General features: G+C 72.8%; 17 protein-coding genes and 2 pseudogenes. 9 read left to right on the forward strand and 10 right to left on the reverse strand.

Annotation, left to right across the window (positions count from 1 at the left end; all coding sequences use genetic code 11):
* Positions 1-72: 72 nt before the first annotated feature.
* The 5 genes from ACIQTP_RS17470 (at position 73) to ACIQTP_RS17490 (ending at position 4,491) form a co-directional block, all read left to right on the forward strand.
* Positions 73-444 carry a hypothetical protein gene (locus tag ACIQTP_RS17470; protein WP_403400726.1) on the forward strand — a complete coding sequence of 124 codons (372 nt, stop codon included), beginning with the start codon at positions 73-75 and terminating at the stop codon, positions 442-444.
* 151 nt (positions 445-595) lie between these two features.
* On the forward strand, positions 596-1,333 hold the full coding sequence (locus ACIQTP_RS17475; RefSeq protein ID WP_403400728.1) for a nuclear transport factor 2 family protein: 738 nt from the start codon (positions 596-598) through the stop codon (positions 1,331-1,333).
* Positions 1,330-1,671, forward strand: coding sequence for a YciI family protein (locus ACIQTP_RS17480; RefSeq protein WP_067373284.1), 342 nt, complete (start codon positions 1,330-1,332; stop codon positions 1,669-1,671). The genes ACIQTP_RS17475 and ACIQTP_RS17480 overlap by 4 nt, the downstream gene beginning before the upstream one ends.
* A gap of 5 nt (positions 1,672-1,676) precedes the next feature.
* Complete coding sequence (locus ACIQTP_RS17485; protein ID WP_403401041.1) at positions 1,677-2,933, forward strand: RNA polymerase sigma factor; 1,257 nt, start codon at positions 1,677-1,679, stop codon at positions 2,931-2,933.
* Between the two features lie 97 nt (positions 2,934-3,030).
* Complete coding sequence (locus tag ACIQTP_RS17490) at positions 3,031-4,491, forward strand: MFS transporter (protein WP_403400730.1); 1,461 nt, start codon at positions 3,031-3,033, stop codon at positions 4,489-4,491.
* Here the strand turns inward: ACIQTP_RS17490 and ACIQTP_RS17495 are convergent.
* Positions 4,466-4,675, reverse strand: coding sequence for an SDR family oxidoreductase (locus tag ACIQTP_RS17495; protein WP_403400732.1), 210 nt, complete (start codon positions 4,673-4,675; stop codon positions 4,466-4,468). The two genes, ACIQTP_RS17490 and ACIQTP_RS17495, sit on opposite strands and share 26 nt — an antisense overlap.
* A gap of 127 nt (positions 4,676-4,802) precedes the next feature.
* Positions 4,803-4,913: pseudogene (locus tag ACIQTP_RS17500) on the reverse strand (antibiotic biosynthesis monooxygenase); the annotation flags it as partial.
* Between the two features lie 211 nt (positions 4,914-5,124).
* Between ACIQTP_RS17500 and ACIQTP_RS17505 the strand changes: the two are divergent.
* Positions 5,125-5,823 (forward strand): alpha/beta fold hydrolase, encoded by a 699-nt coding sequence (locus ACIQTP_RS17505; RefSeq protein WP_403400734.1) that lies wholly within the window; start codon positions 5,125-5,127, stop codon positions 5,821-5,823.
* Here ACIQTP_RS17505 and ACIQTP_RS17510 read toward each other — a convergent pair.
* On the reverse strand, positions 5,820-7,415 hold the full coding sequence (locus ACIQTP_RS17510) for an alpha-amylase family glycosyl hydrolase (protein ID WP_403400736.1): 1,596 nt from the start codon (positions 7,413-7,415) through the stop codon (positions 5,820-5,822). The two genes, ACIQTP_RS17505 and ACIQTP_RS17510, sit on opposite strands and share 4 nt — an antisense overlap.
* Positions 7,416-7,469: 54 nt before the next feature.
* On the opposite strand from ACIQTP_RS17510, the pseudogene ACIQTP_RS17515 reads away from it, so the two are divergent.
* Positions 7,470-8,308 (forward strand): annotated as a pseudogene (locus tag ACIQTP_RS17515) (class I SAM-dependent methyltransferase).
* A 255-nt stretch (positions 8,309-8,563) separates the two neighbouring features.
* Here ACIQTP_RS17515 and ACIQTP_RS17520 read toward each other — a convergent pair.
* Positions 8,564-9,304 (reverse strand): GntR family transcriptional regulator, encoded by a 741-nt coding sequence (locus ACIQTP_RS17520; protein ID WP_402039903.1) that lies wholly within the window; start codon positions 9,302-9,304, stop codon positions 8,564-8,566.
* A gap of 170 nt (positions 9,305-9,474) precedes the next feature.
* Entirely contained in the window at positions 9,475-10,641 is a 1,167-nt protein-coding gene (locus ACIQTP_RS17525; RefSeq protein WP_403400738.1) for a serine hydrolase domain-containing protein, read from the reverse strand.
* 196 nt (positions 10,642-10,837) lie between these two features.
* Between ACIQTP_RS17525 and ACIQTP_RS17530 the strand changes: the two genes are divergently transcribed.
* The gene (locus ACIQTP_RS17530; RefSeq protein ID WP_403400740.1) at positions 10,838-11,887 is read left to right on the forward strand and encodes a phosphatidylinositol-specific phospholipase C domain-containing protein; all 1,050 of its coding nucleotides are present in this window, start codon (positions 10,838-10,840) and stop codon (positions 11,885-11,887) included.
* Between the two features lie 29 nt (positions 11,888-11,916).
* Here ACIQTP_RS17530 and ACIQTP_RS17535 read toward each other — a convergent pair whose 3' ends face one another.
* The 3 genes from ACIQTP_RS17535 to ACIQTP_RS17545 all read right to left on the reverse strand — a co-directional run bounded on the left by ACIQTP_RS17535 (position 11,917) and on the right by ACIQTP_RS17545 (position 15,862).
* Positions 11,917-12,882: an acetylxylan esterase gene (locus ACIQTP_RS17535; protein ID WP_403400742.1), complete on the reverse strand. Its 966-nt coding sequence runs from the start codon at positions 12,880-12,882 to the stop codon at positions 11,917-11,919.
* Between the two features lie 381 nt (positions 12,883-13,263).
* Positions 13,264-15,141, reverse strand: coding sequence for a helix-turn-helix domain-containing protein (locus ACIQTP_RS17540; protein ID WP_403400744.1), 1,878 nt, complete (start codon positions 15,139-15,141; stop codon positions 13,264-13,266).
* A gap of 136 nt (positions 15,142-15,277) precedes the next feature.
* On the reverse strand, positions 15,278-15,862 hold the full coding sequence (locus tag ACIQTP_RS17545; RefSeq protein WP_402039913.1) for a hypothetical protein: 585 nt from the start codon (positions 15,860-15,862) through the stop codon (positions 15,278-15,280).
* Between the two features lie 245 nt (positions 15,863-16,107).
* On the opposite strand from ACIQTP_RS17545, the gene ACIQTP_RS17550 reads away from it, so the two are divergent.
* Entirely contained in the window at positions 16,108-16,923 is an 816-nt protein-coding gene (locus ACIQTP_RS17550; RefSeq protein WP_403400746.1) for a universal stress protein, read from the forward strand.
* An 88-nt stretch (positions 16,924-17,011) separates the two neighbouring features.
* Here ACIQTP_RS17550 and ACIQTP_RS17555 read toward each other — a convergent pair whose 3' ends face one another.
* On the reverse strand, positions 17,012-17,767 hold the full coding sequence (locus tag ACIQTP_RS17555) for a ferredoxin reductase (RefSeq protein ID WP_403400747.1): 756 nt from the start codon (positions 17,765-17,767) through the stop codon (positions 17,012-17,014).
* Positions 17,768-17,771: 4 nt separating this feature from the next.
* Positions 17,772-18,377 (reverse strand): sulfite oxidase-like oxidoreductase, encoded by a 606-nt coding sequence (locus ACIQTP_RS17560; RefSeq protein WP_403400749.1) that lies wholly within the window; start codon positions 18,375-18,377, stop codon positions 17,772-17,774.
* Between the last annotated feature and the right edge of the window lie 104 nt (positions 18,378-18,481).

The following is an 18,481-nucleotide window of genomic DNA, read 5'->3' on the forward strand; positions in this document are numbered from 1 at the left end:
GCACTGGACAAGGGACATGGCAATCATGGGTCGACCGGCCGGAGAAAACGGTCCTCACCGACCTCGGCCGCCGTGAACGCCGTACCGATCCACATGACCGGCATGGCCAGCGGCGCAACCAGCCTGGTCCGCGAGTTCGGCCAGGGCCTCGGCCCGGCCGTCATCAGCACCATCGCGATGAGCGCCGCGTCTTCGGCCCTGGTGGGCAAGCTCCACGGCGCGGACGCCGGCATGGAGGCCGCCGCGGGCCCGCTCGCCGTCGTCAACGCGGGCAGCGACAGCGCCAGGGCCGCCGCACAGACCGCGCTCGGCCACGGCGTGGTGATCTGCGGCTGCGCCTCCTCGCTCGGCGCGCTGGTCACCCTGCTGCTGGTGCGCAAGAACACCGCCCGAGCGGCGGTCGGCGCCACCGGTGAGCCGTCGGTGCGGACGGCGACCGCGTAGCGCGGCCCGTTGCTTAGGGGCCGGGGCCCGAGCCCCGGCCCCTTCGCATGCCCGGACCCTCGGACACGAAGAACGACCGGAGGTGTGTCGATTCGGCGCGGTGCCGTTCGTCGGTGGGGTGTAGGAAGGTTCATGAGCACCGGGAGGAACCATGAAGTACATGCTGCTCGTCTGCGGCGACGACACGGCCGACGCCTCCGGTATGGCGCCCGTCGAACCCTGGGTCGAGGAGCTCGGCGCCGAACGGGACGTGCGGCTGCACGGCCACCGCCTCAGCGATCCCGCCGACGCGGTCACCGTACGGGTGCGCGGCGGCGAGGTGCTGCGCACCGACGGGCCGTTCGCGGAGACGAAGGAGTACGTCGCCGGATACGACATCCTCGAGTGCGACAGCATGGAGGAGGCCATCGAGGCCGCCGCGAAGCACCCCGTGGCATCCATCGGGGCCATGGAGGTGCGCGCGTTCTGGGAGGACGAGGACGCCGAGGGGGAGATCCGCCGCCTCGACGACGAGCTGACGGCGGCCTTCCACGAGCGGGACATCGACCGTTGGCTGGCCTGCTACACGCCGGACACGGAGGTGTTCCACCCCATGAGCGGCCTGGAGGAACGCGGAACCGACGTCCTGCGCAAGGCCCAGGAGTGGTTCTTCTCCACCGTGACCGGGCCCGTGCGCCGCGAGGTGCTCGCATTCCGTCTCCGCGTCGATGAGAGCGTCGCCTTCAGCCACGGGCTCGTCCGGATCCGGGGCACGTTCACCACGGGCGAGCCGCTGGACAGCACCCTGCGCGTGACGACCGGCTACCGTGCCGTGGGAGACCGTTGGCTGATCGCCCACGAGCACGCGTCGGTCCCGTTCGACGCGGGCCTCGAGGAGGGCCGGTCATGAAGTACGTCCTGTTCATCTGCACCCCCGTCGGCGGCGAGGAGCTGAGCCCCGCGCAGATCGCCGACGACCCCCGCTTCACCTCGTACATCGACGAGGTCCGCAGCCGCGACATCGTCAGGGGCGGCGCACGGCTGCGGCCGTCCACCGACGCCACCACCGTCCGTGTCCAGGGCGACGAAGTCCTGCTCAGCGACGGGCCGTTCGTGGAGTCCAAGGAGTACGTGGCCGGCTTCGACCTCATCGAGGTCGCCGACCTCGACGAGGCCATCGCGCTCGCGTCCCGGCATCCGGCGGCGCTGGGCGGCGGCTCGGTCGAGGTGCGGCCAGTCTGGGAGTGAACGACATCGGCGACGCGCAGGCGGCGGTCGCCGCCGCCTTCCGCGAGGAATGGGGCCAGGTCGTCGCCACCCTGATCCGGGTGACCGGCGACTGGGATCTCGCCGAGGAGTGCGCGCAGGACGCCTTCGCCCAGGCCCTGGACCGGTGGCGGCGCGACGGAGTGCCGCGCCGCCCCGGTGCCTGGCTGACCACGACCGCGCGCCACCGGGCCCTGGACGTGCTGCGCCGCGAGGCGGTGGGGGCTCGCAAACTGCGGGAGGCGGCCGTGCTGGCGCGGGACGAGGGGCCCTACGACCCCGAGTACGAGAACGAGGACGCCGACAGCGGCGTCCAGGACGACCGGCTGCGGCTGATCTTCACCTGCTGCCACCCGGCGCTCCCCATCGAGGCCCGGGTGGCACTGACCCTGCGCACACTCGCCGGGCTCACCACCCCCGAGATCGCCCGCGCCTTCCTCGTACCCGAGGCGACCATGGCGCAGCGCCTGGTGCGCGCCAAACGGAAGATCCGCAACGCCGGAATCCCCTACCGCGTACCGCCCGCGCATCTGCTGCCCGAACGCACCACCGGCGTCCTCGGCGTGGTCTATCTGCTCTTCAACGAGGGGTACGCCGCCACGTCCGGCGCCGACCTGGTGCGCACGAACCTCTGCGCGGAGGCCATCCGGCTCGCCCGTGTCCTGGCCCGCCTGATGCCCGACGAACCCGAGGTCAACGGTCTGCTCGCCCTCCTGCTGCTGCACGACGCCCGGCGCGCCACCCGGGTGGACACGGCCGGCGAGCTGGTGACGCTGGAGGACCAGGACCGTACGGCCTGGGACAAGGCCGCCGTCGACGAGGGCGCCGCCCTCCTGGAGAGCGCCCTGCGCCGCGGACGTCCGGGGCCCTACCAGATCCAGGCCGCCATCGCCGCCTGCCACACCACCGCCGCGAGGGCCGAGGACACGGACTGGGCCGACATCGCCGCGCTGTACGGGGAACTGGCGCGTTCCGTGCCCTCCGCGGTGGTGCGGCTCAACCGCGCGGTGGCGGTGGGCATGTCCGAGGGCCCGGAGGCGGGGCTGGCGCTCGTCGCGGAGCTGGAGCGGGAGGGCGAGCTGGACGGCTACCACCTGCTGCCCGCCACCCGCGCGGATCTGCTGCGACGGATGGGACGCCCGGCGGAGGCCGCCGAGGCGTACGACCGGGCGCTGGAACTCGTGGAGAACGCGGCCGAGCGGCGCTTCCTGGAGAAGCGGCTCGCGGAGTGTCGATCGGCGTAGGACCCGTTCGTCGGTGGGCTGGAAGCACAAGCACCCGACACCCGGTGCCCCGACAACCCCGATGTCCCCGACATCCGACGACGACACGGGAGTTCCCATGACCGCCACCGCGAGCGACTGCGCCCCGCGCACCGCCACCACCCCCGACCCCCGCCGCTGGCGCGCCCTCGCGCTGCTCTGCCTGGCTGGGTTCATGGTCATCCTGGACTCGCAGATCGTCGTCCTCGCGCTGCCGTCCATCGCGAACGGGCTCGACTTCTCCCCGGGCGGCGCGCAGTGGGTGATGAGCGCCTATCTGCTCGGCTTCGGCGGACTGCTGCTGCTCGGCGGGAGGATCGCCGATCTGCTGGGCCGCCGACGTGTGTTCATGACCGGCACGCTGCTGTTCGGGCTTTCCTCGCTGCTGTGCGGATTCGCCTGGAGCGCGGGCGTGCTGGTCACGGCGCGCGCCGTGCAGGGCGTGTCGGCCGCCGTCATGGCACCGACCGCGCTCTCCCTCCTCCTCAACACCTTCGAGGAGGGCCCCGAACGCAACAAGGCCCTCGCCATCTGGTCGGGCAGCGGCGGCTTCGGCGCCACCGCAGCGCTGCTGATCGGCGGCCCCCTCACCGGTCTGCTGGGCTGGCAGTGGGTCTTCTTCCTCAACGTGCCGGTCGCCCTGCTCCTGCTCATTCTCGGCCCGCTGCTGCTGCGCGAGAGCCGCACCGAGGCGCGCACCCGCTCGTACGACCCGGCCGGCGCACTCACCGTCACCGCCGCCCTCGTCGCCTCGATGTACGCCGTCGTCGAGGCACCCCGCGCCGGCTGGCTGTCGGCGCAGACGGCGGGACTGCTGGCCGCCTCCGTCGCCCTCGCCCTGCTCTTCGTCCGGATCGAGTCGCGCTCCACGGGGCCACTGGTGCCGCTGCGGCTGCTGCGCTCGCGCTCGGTGAGCGGCGGCAACCTCGTGGTGTTCCTGCTCGGCAGCTGCGCCTTCGGGATGTCGTACACGCTCTCCCAGTACGGACAGGACGTGCTCGGCTACTCCCCGCTGCGCTTCGGCCTCTGCAACGTCGTGATGCCCGCGACGGCCGTCATCGGCTCGTACGCGGGCCAGGCCCTGGTCACCCGCGTCGGCCCGCGCCCGGTCGCGGTCGGCGGCCTCGCGCTGGTCGCCACGGGCAGTCTGCTCCTGTCCCGGGTGCCGGTGGACGGCGGGTTCGTCCGTGACCTGTTCCCCGGGCTGCTGGTCTTCGGACCCGGGCTCGGCGCCTGCGCGGTCGCGGGGTCCATCGCCGCGCTGACGGGCGTGGGGGAGCGGGAGTCCGGGGTGGCCTCCGGCATCAACACCGCGGCGTTCCAGATCGGGGGCGCCTTCGGAGTCGCCGTCGTCTCCTCAGTCGCCCTGTCCTTCGCCGACGGCCAGGGGCCCGCGGGGCTCACCACCGGCTACCGGACCGCGTTCACCGCGTGCGTCGTGCTCGCGGCGGTGGGGCTGGCCTGCGCGGCAACCCTGCCGCGCGGGTCCCGGCGACCGTCCCCGGACCGGGCGGTCACACCGAGTCGAGCGCGTTCGTGATCGCCTTCACGCCGCCGTGCGCCGAGTAGCCACCGTCCACGGTGATCTTGGCGCCGTTCACGTACGACGACTCGTCGGAGAGCAGATACACGACCAGCGGAGCGACCTCCTCGCAACTGCCCGGGCGGCCCCGCGGAGTCATCGAGAGGTGCGCCCGGGTGAAGACCGGGTTGGCCGTCGCCATCAGGGGGGTCTCCGGTCGAGCACGCCCACCGAGCGCAGCGCCTTGAGCGCGTTCCCCTGGACGGTACGGACGTCCAGCCGACCAGCAACAGATAGCCTTCCGGCCGCTCCTCGCAGCGCAGCTCCGTCCAGCGGAACCCGTCGGCCTCGGCGAGCACCTCGCGGGCCTTGTCGAAGACGGCCTCGAAATCCCGCTCACGACCGGCTTCCACGGTCAGTTCGGCATGCTCGACGATCACACTCGCTCCTCAGGTCCGATGGTGCTCCGAGCCTGCTCGGAGGGTCGTTGCAGGGTCAACGGATCGAGGCACATGACGGTCGACGGCACACAGACGGCCGTCGAGGCAGGTGGCGCCTACTCCGGCGCGATCGTCCTCACCGTCGGCTGAGCCGCCGGGGGCGCCGACGCCGAAGCCGGGCGGGCGATGACCGACGCATATCCTCTCCCGCATGGTTGATCACCGTACGGTTGATGTGGGAGGGGTCCGGCTCGTCTGTCAGGTCTGGGGTCAGGAGTCCGCTCCGCCGCTCGTCCTGTTGCACGCGCTCGGCGAGGACAGCACCGACTGGGCCGAGGTGATGCCCGCCCTCGTCCGCGGACGACGGGTGTACGCCCTCGATCTGCGCGGCCACGGGCGGAGCGACTGGCCGGGGGAGTACTCGCTCGAACTCATGCGTGCCGATGTACTTCGTTTCCTCGACGTGCTGGGACTCGGCACGGTGGACCTGATCGGACACTCCATGGGCGGGGTCGTGGCCTATCTGCTCGCGCAGGAGCGGCCCGAGCGGGTGAGCCGGCTCGTCCTGGAGGACGTACCGGTTCCGCGGCCCCGCGAGAAGACCACCCCGACCAGGCCGGACGGCGAGCTCACCTTCGACTGGGACATGGTGGTGGCCATCAGAAGGCAGATCGACACGCCCGACCCTGCCTGGCTCGAAGGACTGAGCAGGATCACCGCCGACACACTGGTGCTGGCCGGCGGACCCGCCAGCCATGTGCCCCAGGACGGCATCGCCGAACTCGCCCGCCGCGTCCCCGGCGGGCGAGTCGTCACGATCCCCGTCGGACACCTCATCCACAGCGCGGCGCCCCAAGCGTTCGCGGAGGCGGCGTGCGCGTTCCTGGACGAGGGCAGGGACGGCAACTAGCGGTCGGGTCCCAGGTCGAGGATCCCGTACGCGAAACCCTCGGCGGTGATCGTGGAGCCGCTCACCGTGACTCCCTCGGCCTCCAGGGGCGCCCCCGTGCGGGCACCGTCGTAGGCACAACTCGCCATCTGCTCCTGTGGGTTGATGACCACGAGGTACCTTCCGCCGCGCAGGTACACGAACGGATGGCCGGCGTGCAGCACCTCCACCGAGCCCCGGGAGCCGAGCTGCGGGGTGTGGGTGCGCAGGGTGATGAGGCGGCGTACGAGGTGGAGGAGCGAGGTCTCGTCGGCGCGCTGGGCGGCGACGGTCGGACGGGTGGGCGACGGGTCGACGGGGAGGTACAGGCGGTCCGGCGCGGCGGTGGAGAAACCGGCGTTCGGGCCCTGGTCCCACTGCATCGGTGTGCGCGATCCCGCGCGGTTGTAGCGGGGACCGAGGACGCTGCCCTCCTGGTCGGGCAGGCCCGGAAGGTAGCGCATGCCGATCTCGTCGCCGTAGTAGATCGCCGGGAGCGTCGGCCAGGTGAGCTGGAACGCGAAGGCGGCGGGCAGTTGCTCGGGCGTACGCGGGCCGCAGTTGAGGCGGGAGAAGTCGTGGTTGGCGGTGGGCAGGGAGATGAGACCGCTCGCGCCGAGCGCGGTGGACGCCTTCTCCCAGGCTTCGAGGAAGGGGCGCGGCGAACCCCGGCCGCTCCGGTCGAAGAAGCAGTCGAGCGGGTCCCAGCTCTCGTTGACCGTCCCCTCGCCGTTGCTCCACAGCGAGCGCAGGGCGAGGCCGTCGGTGGGGCCGCCGAACTGGAGGAAGAAGTCCGCGTGGAAGCCCGCGGGGACGGACACCTCCGGCTCGCCCCACTCCGAGAGCAGCACCGCGTCCGGATGCGCGCCGTCCAGCCAGTGACGCAACTCGGCCCAGACCTTGGCGGTTTCCGTCTTGCCGGGGTCGTCCTTGACGAGCGAGGCGGCCATGTCGACACGGAAGCCGGACAGGCCGAGTCCCAGCCAGTGGTCCATGATCGTGCGCAGCGCCGCCCGGTTGGCGCGCGGCCCCTCGGCGTCGACCGGCAGGCGCCAGGGCTCGGCCGGATCCGACCGCGCGTAGCCGAAGTTGAGGGCGGGCTGGAAGGCGAAGAAGTTCGGCAGATACGCGCCCGGGCGGCTGCCGGGGGAGGGGACGAAGCCGTCGGGACGGCCCTCGGCCGCCCAGATGTACCGGTCGTCGGCCGGATCGTTCGCGGCGGCCTTGAACCACGGGTGCTCGTCGGAGGTGTGCCCGGCCACGAGATCCAGCAGGACCCGGATGCCACGCCGGCCCGCCTCGTCGACCAGCTTGGCCAGGTCGTCGAGGGAGCCGTAGCGGGGTGCGACGGCCAGGTAGTCGCAGATGTCGTACCCGGCGTCGCGGAACGGTGAGACGAAGCACGGGTTCAGCCACACGGTGTTCACGCCCAGCCACGCGAGGTGGTCGAGGCGCTCGGCGATCCCGTTGAAGTCGCCGATGCCGTCGCCGTCGGAGTCGGCGAAGGACTGCGGATAGATCTGGTAGAAGACGGCGTCGGCCAGCCAGGCGGGGGCGGGGCGGAACGAAGTCATGAACGGGACCCTAGACCGGCGCCCGGGGCGCGCGCTGCCCCTAAGCTGAGGGTGATGTTCACCCCGCAAGGTCCCACCCTCCGCGAACTGGCCGCGCAGGCCCTGTCCTCCGTCGAGCACGGCTATGACCTGCTCGCGCCCAAGTTCGACCACACGCCGTTCCGGACTCCGGACGCGATCCTCGACGCCGTGGCCCGTGCACTGGGCCCCATCGGCCCGTTCGACCACGGACTCGACCTGTGCTGCGGCACGGGCGCGGGCATGGAGGTGCTGAGCGGACTGTGCCGGAGTCGGGTCACCGGGGTCGACATCAGCGCGGGGATGCTGGCCGTGGGACGGGAGCGGGCGGGTGCGGGGGGACTGAAGCGTACGGATGCGGACGCGCCGGGGGTCGCGCGCCCCGGATCGTCCGAGGGCGTGGACCGGGGGACGAGGCCGCGCCTCGCATGGGTACGGGGTGACGCGCGCGCCCTGCCCTTCGGCCCCGTCTCGATCTCGTCGTCAGCTTCGGCGCGTTCGGGCACTTCCTGCCGCGCGAGCTGCCGGGTCTGTTCGCTCAGGTCCACTCCGTACTGCGACCGGATGGGCGCTTCGCGTTCCCCGTCACGGCCCCGCCGCGCCCGAGTTCGCCCTGGTACTGGGCCCTGGCGGGCTTCGACGCGGCGATGCGGGTGCGCAACGCCGTCTGGCGGCCGCCGTTCGTCATGTACTACCGGGCGTTCCGGCTCGGCGACGTACAGCGGGAGCTGAGGCGGGCGGGGTTCGAGGTGGAGCTCCTGGCGCTGCCCGAGTTCGGGTGGCGGCGTGACGGCAGCCCGCGCTGCCGGATGGTCGTGGCCACCCGAAGCGGCGGCGCCTTTGCCGCTTCGGATGCCGCTTCCGGTTCCGGCTGACCCGCGCCGTCCCGGAAGATCAGGCGAAGCGGCGACCCCGGAACGGTGCCGGGTCGATCGCCGCCGAGACGGCGCACCGGCCCCGGCCGGCGAGGCCTCCGGGTGGGCGTTGGCCTCCTCGACCGTGCCGGAGTCGTCGGGCCAGGACAGGGAGACCGGCGCGTGGGCCGCCCGCTCGAAGTGCGCGGCCCACCGGTCCCAGCTGTTCGGCAGCAGCCACCGGCCGTGGACGAAGACCACATCCCCGGATCGGTGTCACCCCGCCGCCGGCAGTGTGAATTCGTAGACCAAGGCGTCCTGTTGTGCCTCCACCACCAGTTCGGTGATCTCCAGGGGCCGGTCGTACTGGTCGTGCACCCGCCGGGTGACCCGCACGGACTGTGGGAGCCGCGTGATCGCGTCCCGGTGGTGCAGGGTCAGCCCGGCCTTGCGCATCCAGTCGTACGCCCGCCGCAGCTGCGCCGACGCGGAGCCGTCCGCGCGGTCGCGGTAGCGGGCGAGTTCCTCGACCTCGGTCACGGCGACGGCGGAGAACGAGGTGAAGGCCGTACGCAGTCCGCTGCCGTCCGCCGCGGCCGACTCGTAGCGATGGACGAGGGTCGGCCGGGCCGGCGCGAGCCCCAGTGCCTCGGCGTGCTCGGGCGGGGGAGCCTCCCAGGTGACGCTGGCGCGGTGGACGGCGCACGGCTCGGCGGTGTGCGCGCCGACGGGGAAGTCGAGCGAGGGGATGTGCTCGGCCGTGGTGCCGGGCAGGGTGGCGTGGCTGCCGCGCCGGTCGGTGGAGACGAGGCCGTCGCGCCGCAGCCGCTGTAGCGCCTGCCGTACCGTCTCGCGACTGACGCCGAAGCGCGTGGCCAACTCCCTTTCTCCCGGCAGTCGTTCACCGGGCGGAACCGTCCCGTCGCGCAGTTCGCCGAGCAGTTGTGCGGCGATCCGCGCGTAACGGGGCTCCTGGTCGGACGGGTGGGTGCTGGATGGACTGGTGGTGCGGGCCATGTCCGCGCCTCCTGGGAGGTGACCGTGGTGAGCGGGTGATCGTGGTGACAAGACGTAGCCGTGCGGGCTCTGTGCGCCACCAGATCTAGCATTGGTCTAAACCACGAGGGAAGGGCGGTCGGACGGTTCGGCCGGTTTCAGCCCGCACCCACCGGGCGTCGCGGGCGCGCTCAGAGCACGCTGTACAGGGCGTCCACGAGCGCCATCTTCCTTGGGTCGTCGGCGATGTGCGGGCCCATGCGGTTCATGACGTACCCCAGGGAGAGGCCCGACTCCGGGTCGGCGAGACCGCAGGAGCCGCCGAAGCCGTCGTGTCCGAAAGCCCTCGGGTTGGGGCCGTACGAGCCATTGGGTCCACTCAGCCACAGCCCGAGACCGGCCTCCGTCTCGTGCTCGAACCCGGCGCCGAGCACCAGGTCCCGGCAGCTGCCCTGCCCCTCGCGCACCCGCTCCGCGGCCTCCGGGGAGAGCACCTGCCGGGAGCCGTACGCCCCGCGCCCGGCGAAGATCCCGTACAGCGCCGCGACCGCGCGGGCCGTGCCGTGGCCGTTGGCCGCCGGTATCTCGGCCGCCCGCCACCCGGCCGTGTTGGCCTCGGCGGCGCCGACCAGCGGATTGGCGACGGCGGCCACCGCCACGGGCGCCAACTGGGCGAAGATCGCCGCCTGTTCACTGCTCGACGCGACCCGCGGATGCACCAGCTCGGCCGCCCGGTCGGCCTCCTTCTCCGGCAGCCCGATGGTGAAGTCGATCCCGAGCGGCCCGGTCACCTCCCGCTCCAGGAACGCGCCCGGCCGCAGCCCGCAGACGCGCCGCACCACCTCTCCCACCAGGTGGCCGAAGGTGAGCGCGTGGTACCCGGACCGGGTCCCCGGCTCCCACCAGGGCTCCTGCGCCGCCAGTCGCTCGACCGTCAGCTCCCAGTCGCAGAGCTGGGCCAGATCGTGCGGCTCGCGCAGCCCGGCCAGCCCCGCGCGATGCGACAGCAGATGCCGTACGAGCACGGACTCCTTGCCCGCCGCCGCGAACTCCGGCCAGTACGCGGCCACCGGGGCGTCGAAGTCGAGCAGCCCGCGATCGGCCAGGATGTGCGCGCACAGCGCGGTCGGGCCCTTGGACGTCGACCAGACGTTGACCAGCGTCTCGCGCTCCCAGGGCCGGGTGCGCGCCGCGTCGGCCCAACCGCCCCACAGGTCGACCACCGTCTCGCCGTCGAGCGTGACGGTCACGGCCGCGCCGAGCTCGTCGCGGCCGTGGAAATTCTCCTCGAACGCGGTGCGCACCGCCGCGAAGCGGGCGTCGCAGTGGCCGTGAACATGCGGTGCGGGCCGGGTCATGGGACCTCCGTCATCCATCGGGACTCGGCCCCGAACGTACCGACTGGTCGGACTGGAGGGAAGCGGTGTGACGGCATCCGTCTTCCGCACGTGTCGCGCCGCCCGTCGTCCCTTCACCGCGGCATCTTCCGAATGTCACCCAACACCCCTACGCTGCACGTCGGTTGACCACCGAGACACAGGAGGCAGGGGGAACATGCGCAGACATGTGAGGGTGCTGACGCGTACCGGGACAGCGGTGGCGACGGCGGGAGCCCTCGCCCTGACCACGGCCCCCGGCGCCACCGCCGCGGACCTCTCGTACTCCGCCAGCACCTCGGTCGGGGTCCACAACTCCTACGACAAGGCCAAGTACACGTACTTCGCCGACGCGCTGGACTCCGGCGCCGGAATGCTCGAACTCGACGTGTGGACCAATGTGTTCGGCGCCTCCTGGCGCGTCTCGCACAGCAACCCGATCGGCAACGACAACAACTGCGAGAACGCGGCGAACGCCTCCGAACTGCGCACCAAGTCCCGCAACCGTGACCTCGCCGGCTGCCTCTCCGACATCAAGGCCTGGCACGACGCGCACCCGGGCCACCGGCCGATCCAGCTGAAGATCGAGATGAAGGACGGCTTCCAGGCCAACAACGGCCGCGGCCCCGCCCAGCTGGACGCCCTGCTCACCGCGAAGCTCGGCGACGCCCTGCTGCGCCCCGCCGACGTCGTCGGCTCCCACGCCGACCTCGACTCCGCCGTACGCGCCGACGGCTGGCCCGCCCGCTCGGCCCTCGCCGGCAAGTTCATGGTCGAGCTGATCCCCGGAACCGTCGAGGAGGGCAACCCCCTCGACTCGCTCTGGACCGACCGCGAGTACGCCACCCACCTCCGCGACCTGGCCGCGGCCGGGCGCCTGCGCGAGGCGTCGGCCTTCCCCGCCGTGCACAACGCGGCCACGGGCGACCCGCGCACCCGCTACACGGACCCGACCATCCGCCCCTGGTTCGTGATCTTCGACGGTGACGCCGCCACCTACGTGAACGGCACCATCGACACCGCCTGGTACGACGACCGCCACTACCTCGTCGTCATGACCGACGGCCAGAACGTGCCCCCGGCCATCGACGCCACCAACCCCACCCAGGCCCAGGCCCTGGACCGCGTCGCCCTCCTCGCCCTGCAGCACGCCAGCGTGGTCTCGGCGGACTGGTACCCCCTGCCCGCGGTCCTGTCGACGGTCGTACCACGCGGAACGGCGGGCTGAGCACCCGCCGTCACCTCTCCACGGACGCGTCAGAGGTGCGCGGGCAGCCAGGCCAGCTTGACCGCCTCCTGGTAGGGGCCACCGCCCTCGTGGTCGTTGAAGTCGTAGACCTCGATCCTCTTGTCCTCGTGGTCCCAGACGTTGAAGGCCGCGAAGATCGTGGAGGGCGGGCAGGTCTCGTCCTCCAACGCGACCGAGAAGAGGGCCGGCGCCCGCCCGCGCGCCGCGAAGTGCACCCCGTCGAAGTAGGACAGCGTGCGCAGGACGTCCTCGGTGCGGCCGCGGTGGGTCTTGAGGTAGTTGCCGATCTCCCGGTACGGGTGCCGGTCCGTCAGCGTCGTCGCGCGCGGGAAGTCGCACAGGAACGGCACGTCGGGCGCGATCGCGGCCAGGTCGGGTACCAGACCGCCCACCGCGATCGTGATCCCGCCGCCCTGGCTGCCGCCGACGGCCGCCACGCGCTCCGCGTCGACCAGCGGATGCGAGCGGGCCGCCTCCACCGCGCGCACACCGTCGGTGAACACCCGGCGGTAGTAGTAGTTCTCGGGGGCGTCGATGCCACGGGTCATGTAACCGGGGTACGCGGGCCCACTGCCCACCGGGTCCGGGGTCTCGCCGCCGCCCCAGGCGCTGCCCTGGCCACGGGTGTCCATCACGAAGTGCGCGAAGCCCGCCGAGGCCCACAGCAGATGCGTGTGCGGGAGGCCGCGCCCGCCGCCGTATCCGACGAACTCGACGACGGCGGGCAAGGGGGAGTCCGCCCAGGCGGGCAGCGTGAGCCAGCCCTTGACCGGGTGCCCGCCGAACCCGGCGAACGTCACGTCGTACACCCTGACCGTCTTGAGCGGCGTCTCGACGGGCTCGAAGCGGGCGTCGAGGTCGTGCTCACGCGTCTCCTGGAGGGTCTTGGCCCAGAAGGTGTCGAAGTCCTCGGGCTCGGCGGACGCGCTGCGGTATGCGCGAAGTTCGTCGAGGGGGAGGTCGAACTGCGCCATGAAGGACCACCTTTTGACGTCACGGGTGCAGATGATCACACCGTACGTGTGACGCCGGAGGGCCGCCAGACCTCCCTCCGGTCAGTCACCGGGGCCGTGGACCCGGGCCACGGACCAACCGCAGTCACGGCGCCCGGCCCGGTCGTCCTCACTCTTGCGCGACCAGCGATTGGCGTTCACGACGACCTCCTTCGCGCCGGCCCCGACGCGGCGTCGGGCGGCCGAGCGCCACGTTAGGAAGCGCCGTTCCGCCGTGCCACGTCACGCGTGCACAGTCGGGCCGCCGGACGCGCCGCCGGAGCGGCCGGGAGCCGTTCCGGTGCACAAGAGGGCGGGCACACCCCCTCACCGGTGCACAGTCCGCCGTCGGTGACGGCGGGCTCAGGCGGGCGGCAGGGACGGGCGGCCGGTGCCGGCGTGCAGCGCGAACGCCAATGGGCGTACGCCGCTGAGCGCCTGCTCGTGCTCGTTCCCGTCGAGCGCCTCCGTCTCGTCCGGGCCCACCGGCAGGTCGCGCTGGATCAGCGGTGCGGCGGCCCGCAGGTGACTGCGGACCGTCACCGGCGCCAGGTCCAGCGCGGCGGCCGTCCGCCCGGTGTGTGTGTCGTTCTCCAGCCAGACCCGGAGCGTGCGCAGCAGATCGCGGCGGTCGGCCCGCAGCGGCTCCAGGAACGAGTCGGCCCAGGCGCGGACCTCCGGAGCGGACACCATCGCGGTGAAGTCGGCCGCCGGGTCGGCCGAGTGCGCGTCATGACCGTACTTCACGACGACCTGGAGCGCCGTCGAGACCACCACCCGGTTCAGGACCTGGCCGCGGTCGAGGCCGAGCAGCCCGAAGCCCTTGCTGATGCGGTGCGTCACCGTGTTGCGGTGGATGCCGAGCAGGCGGCCGACGGCCGTGTGCGGGAACTCGAGCCCCAACTCCAGCGTCCGTACGAGCTGTTCGCGCTGCCCGGCCGGCAGGGTGAGCACCGGGCGCAGCAGTGTGCCCGCCCACCGTCGGGCCGTGGCCGGCGGCAGGACGTCCATGAGGTCGGCTCGCTGCTGGGCGAGCGCGACCCGGCCGGGCACCCGGCGCGCCGTCACGAGGGTGCCGGCCGCCTGCGTGTAGGCGTCCGCCACACTGCTCAGCGCGTACACCCGGCTGCCGCCCATGCAGTGCCCGGGCAGTGCGGCGACGACCGCCTCCAGTGTGTGCCACACACCGCCCGGAGCGTCCTCGTCCGTCTGGAGCGGATCGACCACGATCAGGTGATTGAACACCGGGCACCGCGCCAGCAGCGCGCGTCCGGCGAGCGCGTCCTCCGCCTGTCGGAGCGCCACCTCGCGGTCCTCCCGCGCGCAGTCGATCACATGGACACGCACCGACTCGGTCGCCAGCAGCCCCGGCGCGAGGCCGGCCAGCACGCGCTGGGCCGCCACCTCCTCACCCACCATCAGCAGTTGCAGGACGCTCAGCTGCACCTCGCGCCGGGTCTCCGCCAGTTGGTCCCGCAACCGAGTCCGGTCGATGAGGCCCAGCGCCTTCGCCGCGTGACCCAGCAACTCGGTGCGCACGTCGTCGAGCGGACGGCGGGCGGTCACCGACAGCACCGCGCCGCGACCGGCGGCGCCCAGGGGGAGCGTCTGCGTCTGCGTCTGCGGGGAGGCGGTGCGAGGGGGCCGCCGGGTGAGGACGTCGGGCGCCGCGGCCAGTACACCGCGCAGGGGATCGCTGACCACCACATCGGCGTCCACGGCGGCCGCCAGCCAGTCCGCGATCCGCTGCGTCGCGTCCGTGTCCGTGTTCGCGTCGGCGAGCCGGTCCGGAAGCCGGTTCAGCAGCGCGGTGAGCTGATCGGCGTGCCATTCGGCCTGCCGGTAGCGGTACTCGCGCAGCCGCGGGATCAGTTCGTGCCAGTCGCGCAGCTCCTTCGTCGTGGTCAGCAGCGGTACGCCGAGGCGGACGGCCGAGCTGCGGATCACCACCGGAACGGACTGCGCGCCGTGCTGCCCGACCACCACGGCGAGTCCGGCGGCCCGCTGCCGCGACAGCTCACGCAGCAACGGCTCGACCCCCTCGTGCACGGACGTCCGCCCGGAGACCCAGAAGTCACCGATCACCACCAGCGCGTCCCTCACGTCACCCAGCGAGCCGCCCGCGGTCGCGGCCAGGGACAGGGCGCGTACGGAATCCACCGCACGGTCGGCCATCGGACCCCCGTTGACGAACCGGAGACAGAAGTCGGGCTCCTCGCACAGGTTGATCAGCGTGGGCATGGCGTCCTTCCCGTGTCGATGGCGCACCGGCCGTTGTCGACACCGTAGGCGCGTCCGCCGCCGGATCGCAGTACGGGGTGCGCGAAAAAGACGCAGGACGGGTGGTACCCCCCATCGAGATGGGTGGCCCCCGCCATCAAGCCGTGTGCCGCCGCCACTTGGGACCCGTACACGCCCAGTCCCGCTCCCACTCGGCCAGACGGCGACGCGCGGCGATCCGCCCTACGGCGAAGTGCCAGGCGAGTACGACGGCCACGACCCCCGCGGCGGTCGACGCGCCCGTCGTCAGCGCGTGTTGCCAGACCGCGCCGGCGCTCACCGGCGGACCGACGTTCCGGCCGCGCGCATCGAGCCAGACGGCGACGCGGTCGCCGCGCTGCCCGCCCGCGGGGACCAGGGCCTCACCGGTCCGCGGCCCCTTGCCCGGCTCGGTCCAGCGCACCTTCACCCGGAACGTGGGCAGCCTGGCACCCTGCGGCGAGGGCACGGCAGCCGGCGCGGTCTCGACGAGTACGGCACTCACCCGGTGCCGCTCGGCCCGCTGTGCAGCCGCCCGTGCCTGCGCGCTGTCGTACCGCCACCACCCCACAGCGGCTCCGGCCAGCGGCGCACCGACGAACAACAGCACGGCGACGGCCAGTACCGTCCACGCCTCGACGACGTCCGAGCGGCGGCGCAGCGGATTGCGGCGCCAGCGCCAACCGCGTACCCGGGTACGCATCTTCACCTCCTCGCCTCCACGGTCCCGCCCGTAGAGGGTCGAACGGACCCCCGTACCGGGACGATTCGGCTCACCCGGCGTGACTGATCCGCGCCTCCTGTGGAACCCGCGAACCACTCCGCGCAGCGAACAGGAGCCACCATGACCTGTGCCCATCCAGCAGCACTCGACGCGCGCTGGCGCGTAACCGACCCCCGCACGAAGGGCAGTTGCCCGCGCTCGCACCCCCGAGGAAGGCAGGACCCATGAACACCGGCACCCGGACGATCACCGTGGGCATCGACGGCTCGCGGCCCAGCCTGGACGCGGCCGACTGGGCCGCCCGCGAGGCGCAGCGCCGCCGGCTCCCCCTGCGGCTGCTGCACGCGGGGACCGAACCGGACGTTTCCGGCCGCGTCCGCGACGTCGACGGTCCCGCAGGGCGCACCCGCGCCGCACTCGACCGGGCCGCCATCGAACTCTCCTACGCCCACCCGGCCTTGGACATCATCGCCCGCCGCACCGCGACACCGGCGGTGCCGGCGCTGCTCGCCGCGGCCGTCGAGGCGGAGACGCTGGTCCTCGGCTCACGCGGCCGTACGGGGAGCGCGGGGTTCCCGGTCGGCTCGGTCGCCCTCGGCGTCGCGGCCCGCGCCGACCGCCCGGTCGTGCTGGTGCGCGCGGGCGAACTCCCCGAGGACGAACGGATGCCCGTCGTCGACGGCTCACCGCCGAGTACGGCGCCCTACCTGCCGGTCGTCCTCGGACTCGATCCGGACGCGTCGGCCGACGATCTGATCGGCTACGCCTTCGACACGGCCGCCGTCCGCTCGGCGCCGCTGCACGTGGTGCACCCGTGGACCGTGCCCACCAGCACGCTGCGGCCCTGGCGCCATCGGTTCCCCGCGACCACGGTCCGCGAGCACCGCGTCGACGGCGATCCCGGCCCCCGTCTGCTGGAGGCGTCCGCGCGGGCCGGACTGCTGGTCCTCGGGCGCCGGACCGGTCGGGGCCCCGGCCGCGCAGCGCACTCGCTGATCCGGCACGCCGGCTGCCCGGTGGCGGTCGTACCGCACGACTGACCGGGTTCGACGGGTGAGGACCTCTCAGCCGAGCGGGTTCGACGGACGAGGAGGCCTCAGCCGACCGGGTTCGACGGACCAGGAGGTCTCAGCCGAAGCGTTCGATACGAATGCGGTCCACCGGCTGCCCGGCCTCCACCAGCAGCCGCGAGGCGTGCTCCGCGAACCCGTTGGAGCCGCACACATAGGCCTCCCACCCACCGGGCGGCCGCTCGGCCATGAGCGGCGCCAGATGCGCGGCCGAGAGCCGTCCCACGGCCACCCCCTCCGGGGCGGTGCGCGTGAAGACGGGCGTGGTCTCGGCGCCGTACTCCCGCGCGTAGATGAGCTCTTCGGGGCCACGCGCGGAGACGAGCAGCCGCAGCGGCACGTCCAGAGCGCGGGCGCGGTGGTGGCGCAGCATCGACATCAGCGGTACGACACCGGAGCCGGCGCCGACGAGCAGCGCGGGCCGGTCGCCGGGCCAGGCGAAGAACCCGCTGAGCGGGCCCCGCACCTCGACCGAGTCACCGGGCTTCGCCACCGTGTGGAACCAGCCGGAGACCTCGCCGCCCTCGACGTGGTCGAGGGTCAGTTCGATGTGCCCGGTGTCGTCGGGCGGCGACGCGAGGGAGTAGTGACGCTGAGCCACGTACCCGTCCTCGGCGGTCAGCCGCAGCATCAGGTGCTGCCCGGGCAGATGCCCCGCCCACTGCGGCACCGCGAACCGGAACGTGGCGGCGCCCGGCGTCTCCCGGCGGATCTCGGTGAGCGTGGCGGTCTGCCAGGTCGCGGCGGCCCGGTTGCTCACCGCGATCCGGCCGGGCACGGCGAACCGGGTGGGCGGTACGAACGTGTCGGTCATCGTCTCAGTCACCGGAGTAGCGCTGCTCTTCCCAGGGGTTACCGCGTGCGTGGTAGCCGTTCTGCTCCCAGAAGCCCGGCTCGTCATGGTCCAGGAGCCTGAGGCCGGCGATCCACTTGGCGCTCTTCCAGAAGTACAGGTGCGGCACGATCAGCCGCGCCGGGCCGCCGTGTTCGGCGGGCAGCGGCTTCCCCTCGTACTCCCAGACGATCCAGGCACGACCGCCGGCGACGTCGGCGAGCGGGAGGTTCGTGGTGTACCCGGTGTGCGAGTAGGCGACCACGTGGGTGGCGGACGCGTCCGGGCGCACGGTGTCCAGAAACGCGTCCAGGGACACACCCCCGAAGCGCACCCCGAACTTCGACCAGCTCGTCACACAGTGGATGTCGCCCTCGTACGCCGAGGCGGGCAGCGCGTGCGCCTGCTCCCAGGTCCAGGTACGCGGCTCGGCCACCAGTCCGTCGACCCGGAAGGTCCAGTCGGCGGGCCCCAGGTCGGGGGTGACCTCGGCGGACAGGACGGGCCAGTCGTCGCCCGCGTCGTACTGACCGGGCGGCAGTCCGGCGTTGTCGACGCGGGGGCGCCCGGTGAAGGCTCGGGTGACGTTCATGGCGGCGGTACCTCCAGGCCGTCGGGTGCGGCGGCCCGCGGTCGAGCGTGATCGGTGCTTACGCATTCAACCGTACGTGGCCGCGGGGCGTGCTCCGCGCCCGG

This window comes from Streptomyces sp. NPDC090798 (assembly GCF_044768965.1).
In the GTDB taxonomy this organism is placed as follows: domain Bacteria; phylum Actinomycetota; class Actinomycetes; order Streptomycetales; family Streptomycetaceae; genus Streptomyces.

Coding starts and splice junctions, on each gene's coding strand:
- ACIQTP_RS17475 (WP_403400728.1), top strand. CDS start 596: ATGAAGTACATGCTGCTCGTCTGCGGCGACGACACGGCCGACGCCTCC.
- ACIQTP_RS17480 (WP_067373284.1), top strand. CDS start 1,330: ATGAAGTACGTCCTGTTCATCTGCACCCCCGTCGGCGGCGAGGAGCTG.
- ACIQTP_RS17490 (WP_403400730.1), top strand. CDS start 3,031: ATGACCGCCACCGCGAGCGACTGCGCCCCGCGCACCGCCACCACCCCC.
- ACIQTP_RS17495 (WP_403400732.1), bottom strand. CDS start 4,675: ATGGCGACGGCCAACCCGGTCTTCACCCGGGCGCACCTCTCGATGACT.
- ACIQTP_RS17505 (WP_403400734.1), top strand. CDS start 5,125: ATGGTTGATCACCGTACGGTTGATGTGGGAGGGGTCCGGCTCGTCTGT.
- ACIQTP_RS17510 (WP_403400736.1), bottom strand. CDS start 7,415: ATGACTTCGTTCCGCCCCGCCCCCGCCTGGCTGGCCGACGCCGTCTTC.
- ACIQTP_RS17520 (WP_402039903.1), bottom strand. CDS start 9,304: ATGGCCCGCACCACCAGTCCATCCAGCACCCACCCGTCCGACCAGGAG.
- ACIQTP_RS17525 (WP_403400738.1), bottom strand. CDS start 10,641: ATGACCCGGCCCGCACCGCATGTTCACGGCCACTGCGACGCCCGCTTC.
- ACIQTP_RS17530 (WP_403400740.1), top strand. CDS start 10,838: ATGCGCAGACATGTGAGGGTGCTGACGCGTACCGGGACAGCGGTGGCG.
- ACIQTP_RS17535 (WP_403400742.1), bottom strand. CDS start 12,882: ATGGCGCAGTTCGACCTCCCCCTCGACGAACTTCGCGCATACCGCAGC.
- ACIQTP_RS17540 (WP_403400744.1), bottom strand. CDS start 15,141: ATGCCCACGCTGATCAACCTGTGCGAGGAGCCCGACTTCTGTCTCCGG.
- ACIQTP_RS17545 (WP_402039913.1), bottom strand. CDS start 15,862: ATGCGTACCCGGGTACGCGGTTGGCGCTGGCGCCGCAATCCGCTGCGC.
- ACIQTP_RS17550 (WP_403400746.1), top strand. CDS start 16,108: ATGAACACCGGCACCCGGACGATCACCGTGGGCATCGACGGCTCGCGG.
- ACIQTP_RS17555 (WP_403400747.1), bottom strand. CDS start 17,767: ATGACCGACACGTTCGTACCGCCCACCCGGTTCGCCGTGCCCGGCCGG.
- ACIQTP_RS17560 (WP_403400749.1), bottom strand. CDS start 18,377: ATGAACGTCACCCGAGCCTTCACCGGGCGCCCCCGCGTCGACAACGCC.